Below are 13902 nucleotides of genomic sequence, written 5' to 3' on the forward strand. Positions count from 1 at the left end.
CGTCACCTCACTTGTAGATGCCGAACTCGTAGAGCGAGTAGCCGTATCCGGTGCCTCGCTCCGTTCCGTTGATCCGCACGTAGCGGCCCGAACCGTTCACGTCGAAGTCGTCGACACCGCCGTTGCCGCCCCGCACCTCGTGCACGGTCCGCCAGTTCTGCCCGTCGTCCGAGGTCTGGACCGTGTACGTCTTCGCGTACGAGGTCTCCCAGTTCAGCTGGATGTGCTCGAAGGAGGTGGTGGAGCCCAGGTCGACCTGGAGCCACTGCGGATCACTCCAGTCGCTGGCCCACCGCGTGTTCTGCTTGCCGTCGACCGCGTTGGCCGCGGTGCAGGGGCAGTCGCCGCTGCCCGGCTGGAAGGACGAGGCGGTCGCGGGCTTGCCCTGGGCGATGTTCGTGCCGTCGACCGGCGGCACCACCACGCGCACGGACCGTGTCTCGATGCCGACGTTGCCCTTGCCGTCGCTGACCTTGACGTAGATCTTCCACACGCCGGGCTTGTCCGGGGCGGTCACCTTCAGGCGGCCCGCCCCCTGGTCCGTGGCGGCCAGCGGGGTGAGTTCCTTGCTCTTGTCCACGTACATGCTGTTGGCGAGCACCTCGTAAGAGAGCGCGTCACCGTCGGGGTCGCTGACCTTTGTCGTGAGCGTGAGCGGACTGCCCGCCGCGACCTTGCCCGCGTCGCCGTCGACCGCCAGATCGGTGATGACCGGCGGGGTGTTGTCACCGGCCGTGCTGCCCCTGTAGGCCCTCTTCACGGCGTAGTACGAGAGTCTCTTCTGGCCCGCGGGAAGCAGGTTGAACCACACGCCGCCGAAGTCGTACTCCGTGCCGTAGTGGAACATGGTGGCGCCGAGTGCCACGCCCCGGTGGCCGGTGACGCAGTCCCAGGCCTTGGTGTAACCGGCGGCCTTCGCCCGGTCGGTGGGCTCCTCGGGGACCCCGTTGGCGTCGTCGGGGACCTCCCACTCACCGGCGGGCCCCGACTCGGTGACTATGTAGGGCTTGTCGTACCCGCCCTGCTCCCAGTCCGACTTGATGTCACACGTGGCGTCGTAGGCGTTGACGGCGTACAGGTCGAGGTCGGGGGCGTTCTTCTTGTAGTACGGCCAGGCCCCGGTCCAGGCGTCGGTGGACGTGACGGGGTGATTGGGGTCGACCGCGTGGATCTTCTTGGCGATGTCGTTGACGAAGGTGGTGTACGCGTTGCGCTGCTTCTCCAGCTCATCACCGGCGTAGCAGTTCTGCAGGCCGAGCACCGACTCGTTGCCCACGTTCCACATCAGGACGCCGGGGTGGTCCTTGTAGGTGCCCACCCACTTGGGGAACTCCTCGAGCATCTGGTTCTTGTACGCGGTGTCCGTCAGGTAGTTGACACAGCCGCCGCTTCCCGGGCCCCCGCCGGGCTGCAGCCAGAAGCCCGCGACGACCTTGAGGCCATGGGCGGCAGCGGAGTCGAACAGCGGCTTGCTGGAGGCGTCGGTGCCCCAGGTCCGGATGGTGTTGACGCCCATGGACCGCAGATCGGGCATGTACTTGTCCGCGTCAGCGACGGAAGGCCCCCAGGTCAAACCCTTGACCTGGTAGGGCGAGCCGTCGACGGTGAGCTGCCAGTCGCCTTGCGAACCGGTCACCTTCACGACGCTGCCGGCCGCGTGCGCCGTCTGGGCGGGAAGCGCGAGCGCGCCGGTCACGAGCAGGCCCGCGGTGGCGGGCGCGACGATGCCGCGGAGGGAGCGGGCGGTACCAGGTCTACGCATGGGGGTCTCCTGGGCGAGGGGGGGGGCTGGGGAGGGTGCGGACTCGAGTGCGAAATGGCGTATGGAGTGGGGCGGCGCCTGCGAAGGGCGGACTGGGCGGAAGGGAGTCGGTCCAGTACGGTCCAGTCCGCCCTTCGCCGGCCGAGGTCACGGCAGCTCGTAGTTCTCGTCGAGCGCCGCGCCCGCTTCGGGGTGGGTCTGGTCGTAGCCGCGCGGGTCGCACTGCAGACCGCCGACAATGCAGTGGTCCACCAGCGCCTTCAGCGTCGCGTCGTCCCACGCGTTGAAGAAGTCGTAGTGGAAGGAGTGGCCTGTCCCGCTCGCCAGGCGGACCTTCGACATGTCCCCGTTGACGGGGAACGCCATCTTGAACTCGATCATCGGCAGGGCGACGGGGTGGCTCGTCGGGCACACGTTGTCGTTGGTGCCCGCCTTGACCACCGGGTAGGACATGTGGCTCTGGTGATCAGGGGCGTCCAGCGTCTTGCCGTCCCAGCAACTGGGCGCCTGGAAGCGGATGTTGAGCTGCGTGTCACGGCTCGTGGGGCAGTTCTTGGGGAAATCGACGTTGAAGTAGCTCTCCCCGCACTCCCACCCCTCGACGAAGCCAGGGTGGTCACGGAATTCCTGCGCGCTCTGCATCGGACTGCCGACGACGAACCGCAGCCCCTTCGGGAACGGCCGCACACTCGTGTAGTCGGTGACCCCGGCCTTGTAGTAGATCGTCTGGTCCCCTACGGGCCGCACCTCTTGGTCGCCGTTGAACAAGGTGGGCATCCAGTACGCCGACCTGTCGCCGGGGGCGAGGCACTTGGTGGAACCGGCGTCCAGGGACGCCGTGGTGCTGTGCGCGTTCGTCGTGGTGTTGCCCATGAACGTGTGGTCGTGCGACTTGCCGGGCTGCCCGGGATAGACGATGGGGTCGTCGGGGGCGGTGTGCGTCACCGAACAGTGCGCCTGGAACTCGTGGAAGTAGCGGTGCGGCGGCTGTGCCGCCGAGGGCTCGGCGCCGGTCACGGGCTGCTTCGCGGGGATGTACCCGTCCTCGTCGGCGTCCTCCGCCGACATGCGGGTGGACGCGGCCATGGGGTGCCCCGCGTGCGCTGTCGCGGCCTTCGACGTCCGGGGCTCGGACGCGTGGTCGGCGCTCACCGCGATGCCGCCGATGCCGAGCGAGCTCAGTATCAGGGCGCCCGCGATCAGCGCTCCTGAGATCGTTCTCGATCTCCGTGCCATGGAGACCTCCTGCCACGTGGAGAGGGATGTGGGGACCGGCCTGCCGGGAGCCGTGGCCGTGCGCTCCCGGGTGCCGGGCTTGGCGCCCTGACCGGTACCGGCTGGGAGAGCGCTCTCCCGGAGTGTTCCCACCGTGACGCGAACGTGTCAAGAGTGAAGAAGTCATCGAAGTCCCGCAACAGCGGTCCGGCGGTGGGCATTTGCCGCACGAAGGCGCCTCATCGCGCGGTCGCATCCGACTCGGCGGCATAACTTCCCGCAGTTCAGGGGGCGTTGAGATCGCGTCGACACCGAGCCGCAGCCGCTGCGGGCTCAACACAGCGTCATCCGGCGGCAAGGCGAGGAGTGCGTGCGCAGGCGTTGACGCGTCCTTCGGAGGGGAGGAGGATGCGGCTCGGGAGAGCGCTCTCCTTACGACGGCGCGCAGCTACCACGATCGGCGTCGGACCCCGTCACCAATAGCCCTCAGCCGCAGCCGGTCGCCGTCAGCCGCCGTCGCACCTGAGGTCCGCGGGCCGCATGTAGCCGAGCTTCTGGCCGTTGTCGGTGCGCGAGACCTGCCACAGGGCGTCCACGCCCTGGCGGGTTCCATTCACCGGGGTGCCGGGATCGAGGTGGCCGACGATCTCGGTCCACGGGTTGTCGCCGGCGTAGATCGGGGCGTCGGCGCGGGTGGCGAAGCAAGTGCCGCCGGCCGTGGCCGTGCCGCCGAGCATCGGGAGCGTCAGCAAACTCAGTGCCAGCACGGTCGCGAGGCGCGCCACGCTCTTGTGGGTGGGCCGAGTACGGGGCATGTGGGTCCTTCGAGGGTGGGCGAGCGCCCCCTGCGTGCGTCCGGGGCAGGTGATGAGCGGCGGGGCCGGGACGCCTGCGTCCCGGCCCCGCGTCGGTCGGGCTTCAGAGCCCCTGGGTGCTGGAGATGTCCGGGGCGACCACACCGGAACCGGCGCCGGGCACCGGCGGGGCCTCCTCGTCCCACTGGCCGTCGATCACATCCAGGGCACCCGTGGCGCGGGCGGGCTCCCTCACGTCCGCGGTGTCCGCCCCCTGGGGTGGGCTGATCGCGGCGATCACAGCCCCGGCGGCGAGAGAGGCAACGGCCAGTACGCTTCGCTTCTTCATACCGGGGTCAACTCCCCCGCGCTCATAAGGGCACGGCCTGGGCCCCGAGATCACTACAGCGGACGTCTCCGGTTCCGGTACAGGACGGAGGTTGACGGAGCCTACGCTGTGCGGATGTTGCTCTACGCCCCCGCGGCACTCCTCTTCCTCGTCTTCTGCGTGCGCGTGGTGCGCGAGCGCAGGAAGTTCAGCAATGCCGTGATCCTGGGGCTCGCCGGGCTCTGCGCACTCGCGGCCTGGCTGTTCCAACTGGTCAGGTCCGGCTCGGCGTCGGGTCAGGCCGTGGCGTGGGCGCTGCTGGTGCTCGGCGCCCTGAGCATCCTCGTGCTGACGTGCTTCTTGTTCTCCAACGGCCTGCAGATGGTCCGCAAGGAAGGCAGGAGTCCGACCAACCTGCTGTCACTGGTGGCGGCGTTGGCGATCCTGACGGTCGTGGCGCTGGTGGTCCTGGCCGTGGTCGTACGGACGCCGGTGTGGGTCGGGGTGGGAACGGCGGCCGGTGGCCTTGCCGCCTATCTCGCGTTCCTGTTCCTCTGCTTCGTCTGTTACGCGTTCCTCTACGGGCGGCTGCGCGTGCACCGCAAGGCCGACTTCGTGGTCGTACTCGGCTCGGGGCTGGTCGGCGGGTCCACGGTGCCGCCTCTGCTGGCCAGCCGTCTCAGGCGGGCGCAGTCGGTGCACGCGCGCCTGGCCGAGCGGGGCGATGCGCCGGTGATCATCACGTCGGGGGGCCAGGGGCCGGACGAGGATCTGCCGGAGTCCCACGCGATGGCCGACGATCTCGTCGCCCACGGGTTCCCCGCCGCCCTGATCGAGCGGGAGGACCGCTCGACCACGACCGACGAGAATCTGCGGTTCAGCAAGGCGATCATGGAGAAGGCGAAGCCGGACTACCGGTGCGTCATCGTCACGAACAACTACCACGCCTTCCGTGCCGCCCTCACCGCCCGGCGGACCGGGATCAACGGGCAGGTGGTGGGCTCACCCACGGCCGCGTACTTCTGGCCCACCGCGACGATCCGCGAGTTCGCCGCCGTCCTCGTCGCCTACAAGCGGACCAACGCGGCCATCTGCCTGCTGCTCGTCCTCGGCGGGGTGCTCGCCTGGTGGGCCCATCGCAACGGCGCCGGGTGACGCGTCGGCCGCCTTTTGCCAGGGGCTAGGAGCGACGGCGGGGCTTGCCCCGCTTGGCCGCCTTCGGCGCGCCGCCGGAGCCGCCGCGCGCGTTCTTACCCGACTTTCCGGTGGGCTTGCCCGACTTGGCGGCGGGCTTGCCCGCCGTCGGCTTCCGGCGGGCTGTGCCCTTGTCGGGGCTCTTGCGCTTCGACTGGTCCGATGCCGACGCCGCCGCGGGGGTCTGGGAGCGGCCGCGGGAGCTGTTGACGGTGCGCCCTCGCACGATCCCGATGAAGTCCTCCACCAGGTCCGTGGTGGCGTCCTCGGGCCAGGACAGCGCGACCCGCGACTCGGGGGCTTCCGTGAGCGGCCGGTAGGTGAGGTCCTTGCGGTGGTGCAGACGGGCGAGCGACTGGGGGACGACGAGGACGCCGATGCCCGCGGCCACCAGCTCGATGGCGTCCGCCGTCGTCGCGGGGCGCTCGTTCGCCGGCTGTCCGGGCAGCTTCTCCCACGCGAGGGTGTCGTCGAGGGGGTGCAGAATGATCTCGTCCGCCAGGTCCTCGGGGGCCACCTCATCGACCACCGCGATCACGTGGTCCTTGGGGATCACCACGACCGTCGTCTCGGTGTAGAGGGGGATCGCACTGAGGTCCGTACGGTCGACGGGGAGCCGTACGAAACCGGCGTCGGCGCCGCCGCCGCGCAGGAGCTCGAAAGCCTCGCCCGGGTCCACGGCCACGAGGGTCAGCGGCACGTCGGGCAGCCGCTCGTTCCAGATCCGCACCCACTTGGTGGGTGTCACCCCCGGGACGTACGCGAGCCTGAAAGAAGGGGTCACCTGCGAGTCCGTCACTCCGCCAGGTTACCGGTCGTGGTCGGCGGTAGCTCACACGCTCGATACCCTGGGGAGCATGACGTCGCACCAGACCACCCAGACCATGAAGCCCGCGACCGCGGCGAAGAAGCTGGGTGTGTACCTCGAGGCCACCCCCGCCGAGTTCCAGGAGGGTGTCGTCTCGCGCACCGAGCTGAACGCCCTGCAGACCGAGCCGCCCGAGTGGCTCCAGGAGTTGCGGCGCAACGGACCGCACCCCCGGCCGGTCGTCGCGTCGAAGCTCGGTGTGTCCATCGCCGGTCTCGCGCGTGGCGGGGTCACGGAGGCCCTCACCACGGAGCAGATCGAAGCGATCAAGACCGACAACCCGGAGTGGCTGCAGAAGGAGCGCGCCACCCAGGCCGAGGTCCGCAAGGAGACGGTACGCATCAAGGAGAAGAACGCCGCTGAGCAGGAGCGCAGGTCGCGTTCCTGACCTCGCCCGGACGCCGAGCCCCCGGACACTGACGCGGTCAGCCCGGGGGCTCCGTCGTGCTCGCGGCACCCCGCCCCGGTACCCGACCCCGTGGCGGGCGTCGCCGGGGCCCCTGCGATCCTGGTGACGTGGTCCTCACACCCGCAGTGCCGGAACCGATAACCGCCGATCCGCCCGCCTCCGCCGAGAACCCGCTGCTCACGCAGTCGTGGCTGGACCTTGCCTTCGTGCACTGGGCCGTGGACCCCGCGGATGTGGCGCCGCTCCTGCCCGCCGGTACGGTTCCCGATCTCCACGACGGGGTGACCTACGTGGGTCTGGTCGCGTTCCGCATGCACCGGGTCGGCTGGTTCCGGCTGCCGGGCATCCCGTACCTGGGCACGTTTCCCGAGACCAACGTCCGCCTCTACTCGGTGGACGCCCATGGCCGCCGCGGGGTCGTCTTCCGCTCTCTCGACGCCTCCCGCCTGATTCCGGTGGCGGTCGCGATTGGCGCCTTCCGGCTGCCGTACCAGTGGTCGCGGATGAGCATCCGGCGCAGCGGCGACACCGTCACGTACACCAGTGCGCGGCGCTGGCCGGGGCCGCGGGGCGCGCACAGCCGTATCGCCGTCCGGGTGGGCGAGCGGGTCGAGGAGCCCACCGATTTCGAGCACTTCCTGACGGCCCGCTGGGGCATGCACAACACGTTCTTCGGGCGGCAGATGTTCCTGCCGAACGTGCATCCCCGGTGGCCGCTGCACCGGGCCGACCTGATCGAGTGCGACGAGGACCTGATCGCGGCCGCGGGACTGCCGCGGCCGGTCGGTGACCCGGTGAGCGTGCTGTACTCCCCAGGTGTCCCGGTCCGCTTCGGGCGGCCTGCGCGGCCCGGCGGCATTCCGACTCCCTGACGCCTGCATGTGGGGTGAGGCGACAACCTCCGTTGCCTCAGACCGAGTTCACTGATGGACGCCGTGACGGAGTGTCAGGGCGGGGGAACGAAAAGGTGAGGCTGAGCATGTCGCCCGGTCCTATGCTGGGCGCATGATCGATTTGCCGCTCTCCGCGTTGGATGTCGCCATGGTCGAGGCAGGCACCTCGCCTTCGGACGCCCTGCGCGCCTGCGACGGTGCGGCCAAGGAACTCGAGCGTCTCGGGTACCACCGGCTGTGGTTCGCCGAGCACCACCACTCCCCCGCCATCGGCACGTTCCCGCCGGCGATCATGACGGCACGGGTCGCCGCTGCGACCTCGGCACTGCGGGTCGGCTCGGGCGGTGTCCTCGCCCCCAACCACGCGCCGCTCATGGTGGCCGAGCAGTTCGCCACGCTCGCGGCCCTGCATCCCGGCCGCATCGACCTGGGCATCGGCCGCGGCCCCGGCACCTTCCACGAGGGGACGGCCCGCGCCCTGCGCAGAGGCGCCGGGCCCGCCACGGACGAGGAGTACGCCAGGGACGTGGCGGCGATCCTGGAGTTCCTCACCGAGGTCGGATTCGGGGAGCTGCCCGAACCCTGGCTGCTCGCGTCCAGCCGGGCGGGCGCGACGCTGGCCGCCGAGCTGGGGCTGCCGATCGCGGTCGCCCATCACATCCGCCCCGAGCACACCGTCGAGGCACTCGGCCGCTACCGCGAGGCGTTCCGTCCCTCCCCGTGGTGCGAGGCACCGCGCGTGCTGGTGTGCGTCGAGGTGGTGTGCGCCGAGACCCAGGAGCGGGCCGACGAGCTGGCCCGGCCCATGTCGGTCGTGAAGGCAGGTCTGCTCAAGGGGCAGAGCGACACGGCGTTCCCCAGCCCGGCCGACGCGGCTGCCCACCGCTTCAGCTCCCGGGAAGAGGACGCGCTGGCCGCGTTCACCGCGCAGCAAGCCCATGGCACACCGACATCGGTGGGCGCCCGGCTCGCGCGGATCGCGCAGAACACCGACGCCGACGAACTGATGCTGGTCACGCCGGTCTATGACCTCACCGATCGCGTGCGGTCGTTCACGTTGGTACGTGAACTGTGCACGGCGCCCCGGGGATAGGGGGCTGCCACGGGGCGCCGCTGAACGCTGTCCAGGGCTGTTCAGGCCCTCAGAGATCGCGACGGAAGAACTCCACGATCACCGCCCACAGGGCACGGCCGATCAAGGCCGCCGTGATGCGTGTGGCGAGTTCCCGCCTCACCTCTGTCCGCTTGGACGACTGACGTTCGGTCATATCTCCTCCTCTCGGTTTGGTCAGGGCACCCGATCGACCGCTTCGAAACGGTCGGTCTTGGCGCCCCGCCCCCCAACGCGAGGAAGAGACAGCGTCAACGTACCCTCAGGCACGGCGAGTTAGGAACCACGCGAGTGCGGGCACGACCAAGCGCCGCAGACGGATCGCGGCTGCGGCGCTTGATGGTTGCCGGTCGACTGCCGGGAGGTTGCTAGGCGGCGTGGAAGCCGGGGGCTTCCTTGCGTCGTTCGGTGTCCGTGTCGTGGTGGATCGGGGTGGCCGAGCCGGTCAGCGGAGCCCCCGTCCCGCCCCTTCGCGCCGCGATGATCTCGGCGGCGATGGACAGGGCGGTCTCCTCCGGGGTGCGGGCCCCGAGGTCGAGGCCGATCGGCGAGTGGAGGCGGGCCAACTCCTCCTCGGTGACGCCGACTTCGCGCAGCCGGGTGTTGCGGTCCTCGTGGGTGCGGCGGGAGCCCATCGCGCCGACGAACGCGACCTCAAGCCGCAGGGCCACCTCGAGGAGCGGGATGTCGAACTTGGCGTCATGGGTGAGGACGCACAAGACCGTGCGGCCGTCGGTCGCGGTGTCCCGGAGGTAGCGGTGCGGCCAGTCGACGACGATGTCGTCGGCCTCGGGGAAGCGGGCCTTCGTGGCGAAGATTGGGCGCGCGTCGCACACGGTCACGTGGTAGCCGAGGAACTTGCCCGTGCGCACCAGGGCCGCGGCGAAGTCGATCGCACCGAAGACGATCATGCGGGGCGGGGGCACGCACGACTCGACGAACAGGGTCAGCGGCTCCCCGCAGCGCGATCCGCTCTCCGAGACGTCGAACTCGCCGGTGCGTCCCGCGTCCAGCATCGCGCGGGTCTCCCCCACCACCGTACGGTCGAGGTCGGGATGTTCGTCCAGGCCTCCTTCGTACGAGCCGTCGGGGTGGACGAGCACGACCCTGCCGAGGAGTCCGGCCGGACCCCGGGCGACACGGGCGAGCGCCGCCGCGTCGCCGCGGGCGGCGGCCGAGAGCGCCGCCGCGAAGACCTGCCTGCCCGGCGCGTCCGCGTCGAGCGGCGTGACCAGGACCTCGATCACGCCGCCGCAGGTGAGGCCGACCGCGAAGGCGTCCTCGTCGCTGTAGCCGAACCGCTCGCGCACGGTCGCGCCGTCCTGGAGGGCCTGCACGCACAGGTCGTACACCGCGCCCTCCACACAGCCGCCGGAGACCGAACCGATGACCGTGCCCTCGCTGTCGACGGCGAGGGCCGCGCCGGGCGGGCGCGGCGCGCTGCCGCCCACCGTCACGACGGTGGCGACGGCGAAGTCCCGGCCCTCCTGGACCCAGCGGTTCAGTGCTTCGGCGATGTCAAGCACCCGGGGCTCCTCCCGCGTTCAGGACGCGGTCGGGGCGGATGGGCAGTTGGCGGTGGCGTACGCCGGTCGCGTGCCAGACGGCGTTGGCGATCGCCGCGGCGGCCCCCACGATGCCGATCTCACCGATGCCCTTGATGCCCACCGGGTCGTCCGCGTCCGTGTCCTCCACCCAGTCCGCCTCGATGACCGGCACGTCGGCGTTGGCGGCGAAGTGGTAGCCCGCGAAGTCGGCGCCCACGTGGCCGCCCGTCGCCTGGTCGCGGTGGGCCTCCTCGTGCAGGGCCATGGACAGGCCCCAGGTCATGCCGCCGACGAACTGGCTGCGCGCGGTCAGCGGGTTGATGATCCGGCCCGCCGCGAAGATGCCGAGCATGCGCCGCACCCGTACCTCACCGGTGGTGACGTCGACGGCGACTTCCGCGAACTGCGCGCCGAAGGAGTGCCGTTCCTTCTGCGCGAGGGCGCCGACGGCCGCGCTGGTGTCGGAGCGGACGGTGATTCCCTGCGGCGGGATGTCGCCGCCCAGGGCCAGTTGCTCCCGCAGGTCGGCCACCGCTGTCCTGACGGCCCAGCCCCAGGAGCGGGTGCCCATCGAGCCGCCGGAGATCGCCGCCGGACCGAAGTCGCTGTCGCCGATGCGCACCCGGACGCGGTCCTGGGGCACTTCGAGGGCTTCCGCGGCGATCAGGGTCAGCGCGGTGCGCGCCCCCGTCCCGACGTCCGCCGCGTTGATCCGCACCGTGAAGGTGCCGTCGGCCTCCGCCGTCGCGGCCGCGGTGGACGGCGCGACGATTACCGGGAAGGTGGCGGCTGCGGTGCCGGTGCCGAGCAGCCAGCGCCCCTCGCGGCGGACGCCGGGACGCGGGTCCCGGTCGGCCCAGCCGAACCTGCGGGCCCCCTCCTGGAAGGCGGACAGCAGATTGCGGCTGGCGAAGGGCAGCCCGGAGACGGGGCCCACGTCCGGTTCGTTGCGGGCGCGCAGCGCGATCGGGTCCACACCGCACCGCTCGGCGAGTTCGTCGAGCGCGGACTCCAGGGCGAACGAACCCGGGGCCTCGCCGGGAGCGCGCATGTAGGTCGGCGTGGGCACGTCGAGGCGTACCACGCGGTTGACGCTGCGGTGGGCGTCGGCGGCGTACATCGGCCGCCCGAACCCGGCGCTCCCCTCGACGAACTCGTGGACCGTCGACGTGAGGCTGTGCGCCTGGTGGTCGACGGCGCGCAGCCGCCCGTCGGCGTCGGCGCCGAGCCGGACGCGCTGGGCGGTGGGGCTGCGGTAGCCGGTGAGCGTGAACAGCTGGCGACGGCTGAGGACGACCCGGACGGGGCGGTCGAGCAGCGTCGCCGCCATCACGGCGAGGATCTGGTGGACGCGTACGCCCTTGGATCCGAAGGCGCCGCCGATGTGCTCGGACCGTACCCGTACCGATGCGGGGTCGAGCGAGAACAGTTTGGCCAGTTCGTCCGCGACCCAGGTGCTGCCCTGGTTGGAGTCGACGACTTCGAGGCGTCCGTTGTCCCAGCGCGCCATCGCCGCGTGCGGTTCCATCGAGCCGTGGTGCTCTTCGGGGGTGGTGTACTCCTCGTCCACGACGTGCGCGGACGCGGCGAGTTCGGCCTCCAGGTCGCCCTTCTCCACCAGGTGGTTCTCGCCGTCGGGCGTGTACGTGCCGGGGTGCTCGGCGGAGAACGCGACGTCGTGCGGCTCCTCCTCGTACCGCACCACCAAGGCCTCGGCGGCCTCTCTGGCCTGCTCGGACGTCTCGGCGACGACGAGCGCCACCGGCCAGCCGACGAAGGGCACCCGGTCGTGCTGGAAGACCTCCACAATCGGGTCGGGGGCGCCGAGCATGCCGACGTAGTCCCCGTCGACGCGCGGCGCGTTGCCGTGGTGCAGGACGGCCAGGACACCGGGCATCGCGCGCACGGGCTCCGACTCGACCGCCAGGACACGTCCGCGGGCGATGGTGGACAACACCAGCCAGCCGTGGGCGAGTTCGGCGAAGGGGATCTCGCCCGCGTACCGGGCCGCGCCGGTGACCTTGGCCAGGCCCTCCACGCGGGTGTATGAAGCGCCGATGGCGCTCGACGTCCCGGTGGAGGTGGTCGTCGTGGTCTGCGCCGTCATCGGGTTGCCTCCTCGGTGAGCTCGGTCAGCAGGGCGACGACTAGGTTGCGCATCAGCGTCACCTTGTAGCCGTTGTCGGGCAGTGTCCTGGCGGCGGCCAGCTCGGCGTCCGCCGCCGCCGCGAACGCCTCGGCGCTCGCGGGACCGCCGGTCAGAACGCGCTCGGCCTCCCGGGCGCGCCACGGCCGGGACGCCACCGCGCCGAAGGCCAGGCGCACTTCGCGTACGACGCCGTCCTGGACGTCGAGTGCCGCGGCGATCGAGCCGATGGCGAAGGCGTAGGACGCGCGCTCGCGCACCTTGCGGTAGCGGGAGCGGGCGGCGACCGGGGCCGGCGGCAGCGTGATGGCGGTGATGAGCGCGCCGGACGGCAGCGCGGTCTCCAGGTGCGGGGTGCTGCCGACGGACAAGTAGAAGTCGGCGAGCGGGAGTTCGCCGGTGCCTTCCGCCGTCTCGTACGAGATGACGGCGTCGAAGGCGGCGAGCGCCACGCCCATGTCGGAGGGGTGGACGGCCACGCAGTGCTCGGTGGCGCCGAGGATGGCGTGGTTGTGGTGTTCGCCCTCGATGGCGGGGCAACCGGTGCCCGGGGCGCGTTTGTTGCAGGGTTTGGACAGGTCGGCGAAGTACCCGCAGCGGGTGCGCTGGAGCAGGTTGCCGCCGACGGTGGCCATGTTGCGCAGCTGGCCCGACGCGCCGGCCAGGACGGCTTCCGCCAAGGCGGGGTAGCGGCGCCGCACTTCGGGGTCGGCGGCGAGATCGCTGTTGGTGACGGTGGCGCCGATCCGCAGCCCGTCGTCGTCCGTGGTCTCGATGCGGTCGAGGGGCAACTCGCGTACGTCGATGAGCAGTCCGGGCCGCTCCACGCCGGTTTTCATCAGGTCGACGAGGTTCGTGCCGCCGCCCAGGACGCGCGCGTCGGGGTCGGTGCCGAGCAGCGCGACCGTGCCGGGGACGTCGAGTGCCCGCTGGTAGCCGAATTCCCTCATGCCGCGGCCTCCGTGCCCTTGGTCTCGGCGGCCGCCGCCTGCGCGACCGCCTGGACGATCGACACGTACGCGCCGCAGCGGCACAGGTTGCCGCTCATGCGTTCCCTGATCTCGTCGGCGCTCAGCTCGGGAATGCCCGCTTCGGGCCGTACGTCCGTGGTCGCGGCGCTCGGCCAGCCCGCCGCGTGTTCCTCGATGACCGCGATGGCCGAACAGACCTGGCCCGGCGTGCAGTAGCCGCACTGGTAGCCGTCGAGGTCGAGGAACGCCTGTTGTACCGGGTGCAGTTGGTCTCCCTGCGCGACGCCTTCGATGGTGGTGATCTCGCGCCCCTCGGAGGCGACGGCCAGTTGCAGGCAGGAGACGGCGCGGCGCCCGTCCATGAGCACCGTGCAGGCGCCGCACTGTCCTTGGTCGCAGCCCTTCTTGGTGCCGGTGAGATCGAGGCGCTCGCGCAGGGCGTCGAGCAAGGTGGTGCGGTGGTCGACGGGCAGCGTGTGCTTTTCGCCGTTGATGTTCAGCGTGATGGCGCTGGACGTCGATGGGGCCACGATCAGCCTTCTTTCGCTTCTGTCAGCTTGCGTCAGCTTGAGTCAGCTTGTGTCACGTAAAAGCGGGATCGTCGCGTGAGGCGGTCCCGACTGAGGCTTCGGGAGGTGGTGGCACTGTGCGTAAGGGGGGTCTG

The 13902-nt window shown here is 70.9% G+C and carries 14 protein-coding genes; 4 read left to right on the forward strand and 10 right to left on the reverse strand.

Annotated features, from left to right (window positions below):
- Positions 1 to 7: 7 nt before the first annotated feature.
- The 4 genes from ACWFRU_RS06155 to ACWFRU_RS06170 all read right to left on the reverse strand — a co-directional run bounded on the left by ACWFRU_RS06155 (position 8) and on the right by ACWFRU_RS06170 (position 4120).
- Positions 8 to 1762 (reverse strand): discoidin domain-containing protein, encoded by a 1755-nt coding sequence (locus tag ACWFRU_RS06155; RefSeq protein WP_453684911.1) that lies wholly within the window; start codon positions 1760 to 1762, stop codon positions 8 to 10.
- A gap of 147 nt (positions 1763 to 1909) precedes the next feature.
- Positions 1910 to 2998: a DUF1996 domain-containing protein gene (locus tag ACWFRU_RS06160; RefSeq protein WP_453684912.1), complete on the reverse strand. Its 1089-nt coding sequence runs from the start codon at positions 2996 to 2998 to the stop codon at positions 1910 to 1912.
- A gap of 485 nt (positions 2999 to 3483) precedes the next feature.
- Complete coding sequence (locus tag ACWFRU_RS06165; protein WP_453684913.1) at positions 3484 to 3792, reverse strand: hypothetical protein; 309 nt, start codon at positions 3790 to 3792, stop codon at positions 3484 to 3486.
- A gap of 103 nt (positions 3793 to 3895) precedes the next feature.
- The gene (locus tag ACWFRU_RS06170; protein WP_453684914.1) at positions 3896 to 4120 is read right to left on the reverse strand and encodes a hypothetical protein; all 225 of its coding nucleotides are present in this window, start codon (positions 4118 to 4120) and stop codon (positions 3896 to 3898) included.
- 114 nt (positions 4121 to 4234) lie between these two features.
- Here ACWFRU_RS06170 and ACWFRU_RS06175 point away from each other — a divergent pair, with 114 nt between their 5' ends.
- Positions 4235 to 5254, forward strand: coding sequence for a YdcF family protein (locus ACWFRU_RS06175; RefSeq protein WP_453684915.1), 1020 nt, complete (start codon positions 4235 to 4237; stop codon positions 5252 to 5254).
- 25 nt (positions 5255 to 5279) lie between these two features.
- Here ACWFRU_RS06175 and ACWFRU_RS06180 read toward each other — a convergent pair whose 3' ends face one another.
- A complete protein-coding gene (locus tag ACWFRU_RS06180) occupies positions 5280 to 6092 on the reverse strand; it encodes a LysR substrate-binding domain-containing protein (RefSeq protein ID WP_453684916.1) in 813 nt (270 codons plus the stop codon).
- Positions 6093 to 6150: 58 nt separating this feature from the next.
- Here ACWFRU_RS06180 and ACWFRU_RS06185 point away from each other — a divergent pair, with 58 nt between their 5' ends.
- From ACWFRU_RS06185 to ACWFRU_RS06195, 3 genes are all read left to right on the forward strand, one after another.
- Positions 6151 to 6549, forward strand: coding sequence for a DUF5997 family protein (locus ACWFRU_RS06185; protein WP_453684917.1), 399 nt, complete (start codon positions 6151 to 6153; stop codon positions 6547 to 6549).
- 128 nt (positions 6550 to 6677) lie between these two features.
- Positions 6678 to 7442, forward strand: coding sequence for a YqjF family protein (locus ACWFRU_RS06190; protein ID WP_453684918.1), 765 nt, complete (start codon positions 6678 to 6680; stop codon positions 7440 to 7442).
- Between the two features lie 133 nt (positions 7443 to 7575).
- Positions 7576 to 8556: an LLM class flavin-dependent oxidoreductase gene (locus tag ACWFRU_RS06195; protein WP_453684919.1), complete on the forward strand. Its 981-nt coding sequence runs from the start codon at positions 7576 to 7578 to the stop codon at positions 8554 to 8556.
- A 49-nt stretch (positions 8557 to 8605) separates the two neighbouring features.
- Here the strand turns inward: ACWFRU_RS06195 and ACWFRU_RS06200 are convergent, their stop codons facing one another.
- The 5 genes from ACWFRU_RS06200 to ACWFRU_RS06220 all read right to left on the reverse strand — a co-directional run bounded on the left by ACWFRU_RS06200 (position 8606) and on the right by ACWFRU_RS06220 (position 13768).
- The gene (locus tag ACWFRU_RS06200) at positions 8606 to 8731 is read right to left on the reverse strand and encodes a hypothetical protein (protein ID WP_453684920.1); all 126 of its coding nucleotides are present in this window, start codon (positions 8729 to 8731) and stop codon (positions 8606 to 8608) included.
- A 211-nt stretch (positions 8732 to 8942) separates the two neighbouring features.
- The gene (locus ACWFRU_RS06205) at positions 8943 to 10100 is read right to left on the reverse strand and encodes an XdhC family protein (protein ID WP_453684921.1); all 1158 of its coding nucleotides are present in this window, start codon (positions 10098 to 10100) and stop codon (positions 8943 to 8945) included.
- Entirely contained in the window at positions 10093 to 12228 is a 2136-nt protein-coding gene (locus tag ACWFRU_RS06210; protein ID WP_453684922.1) for a xanthine dehydrogenase family protein molybdopterin-binding subunit, read from the reverse strand. The genes ACWFRU_RS06205 and ACWFRU_RS06210 overlap by 8 nt, the downstream gene beginning before the upstream one ends.
- Positions 12225 to 13217: an FAD binding domain-containing protein gene (locus ACWFRU_RS06215; protein ID WP_453684923.1), complete on the reverse strand. Its 993-nt coding sequence runs from the start codon at positions 13215 to 13217 to the stop codon at positions 12225 to 12227. Before ACWFRU_RS06215 ends, ACWFRU_RS06210 begins: the two co-directional genes overlap by 4 nt.
- Complete coding sequence (locus ACWFRU_RS06220) at positions 13214 to 13768, reverse strand: 2Fe-2S iron-sulfur cluster-binding protein (protein ID WP_453684924.1); 555 nt, start codon at positions 13766 to 13768, stop codon at positions 13214 to 13216. The genes ACWFRU_RS06215 and ACWFRU_RS06220 overlap by 4 nt, the downstream gene beginning before the upstream one ends.
- Between the last annotated feature and the right edge of the window lie 134 nt (positions 13769 to 13902).

Source organism: Streptomyces sp. NPDC055099, assembly GCF_053607685.1.

Coding starts and splice junctions, on each gene's coding strand:
- ACWFRU_RS06215 (WP_453684923.1), bottom strand. CDS start 13,217: ATGAGGGAATTCGGCTACCAGCGGGCACTCGACGTCCCCGGCACGGTC.
- ACWFRU_RS06175 (WP_453684915.1), top strand. CDS start 4,235: ATGTTGCTCTACGCCCCCGCGGCACTCCTCTTCCTCGTCTTCTGCGTG.
- ACWFRU_RS06210 (WP_453684922.1), bottom strand. CDS start 12,228: ATGACGGCGCAGACCACGACGACCACCTCCACCGGGACGTCGAGCGCC.
- ACWFRU_RS06195 (WP_453684919.1), top strand. CDS start 7,576: ATGATCGATTTGCCGCTCTCCGCGTTGGATGTCGCCATGGTCGAGGCA.
- ACWFRU_RS06200 (WP_453684920.1), bottom strand. CDS start 8,731: ATGACCGAACGTCAGTCGTCCAAGCGGACAGAGGTGAGGCGGGAACTC.
- ACWFRU_RS06165 (WP_453684913.1), bottom strand. CDS start 3,792: ATGCCCCGTACTCGGCCCACCCACAAGAGCGTGGCGCGCCTCGCGACC.
- ACWFRU_RS06170 (WP_453684914.1), bottom strand. CDS start 4,120: ATGAAGAAGCGAAGCGTACTGGCCGTTGCCTCTCTCGCCGCCGGGGCT.
- ACWFRU_RS06155 (WP_453684911.1), bottom strand. CDS start 1,762: ATGCGTAGACCTGGTACCGCCCGCTCCCTCCGCGGCATCGTCGCGCCC.
- ACWFRU_RS06185 (WP_453684917.1), top strand. CDS start 6,151: ATGACGTCGCACCAGACCACCCAGACCATGAAGCCCGCGACCGCGGCG.
- ACWFRU_RS06160 (WP_453684912.1), bottom strand. CDS start 2,998: ATGGCACGGAGATCGAGAACGATCTCAGGAGCGCTGATCGCGGGCGCC.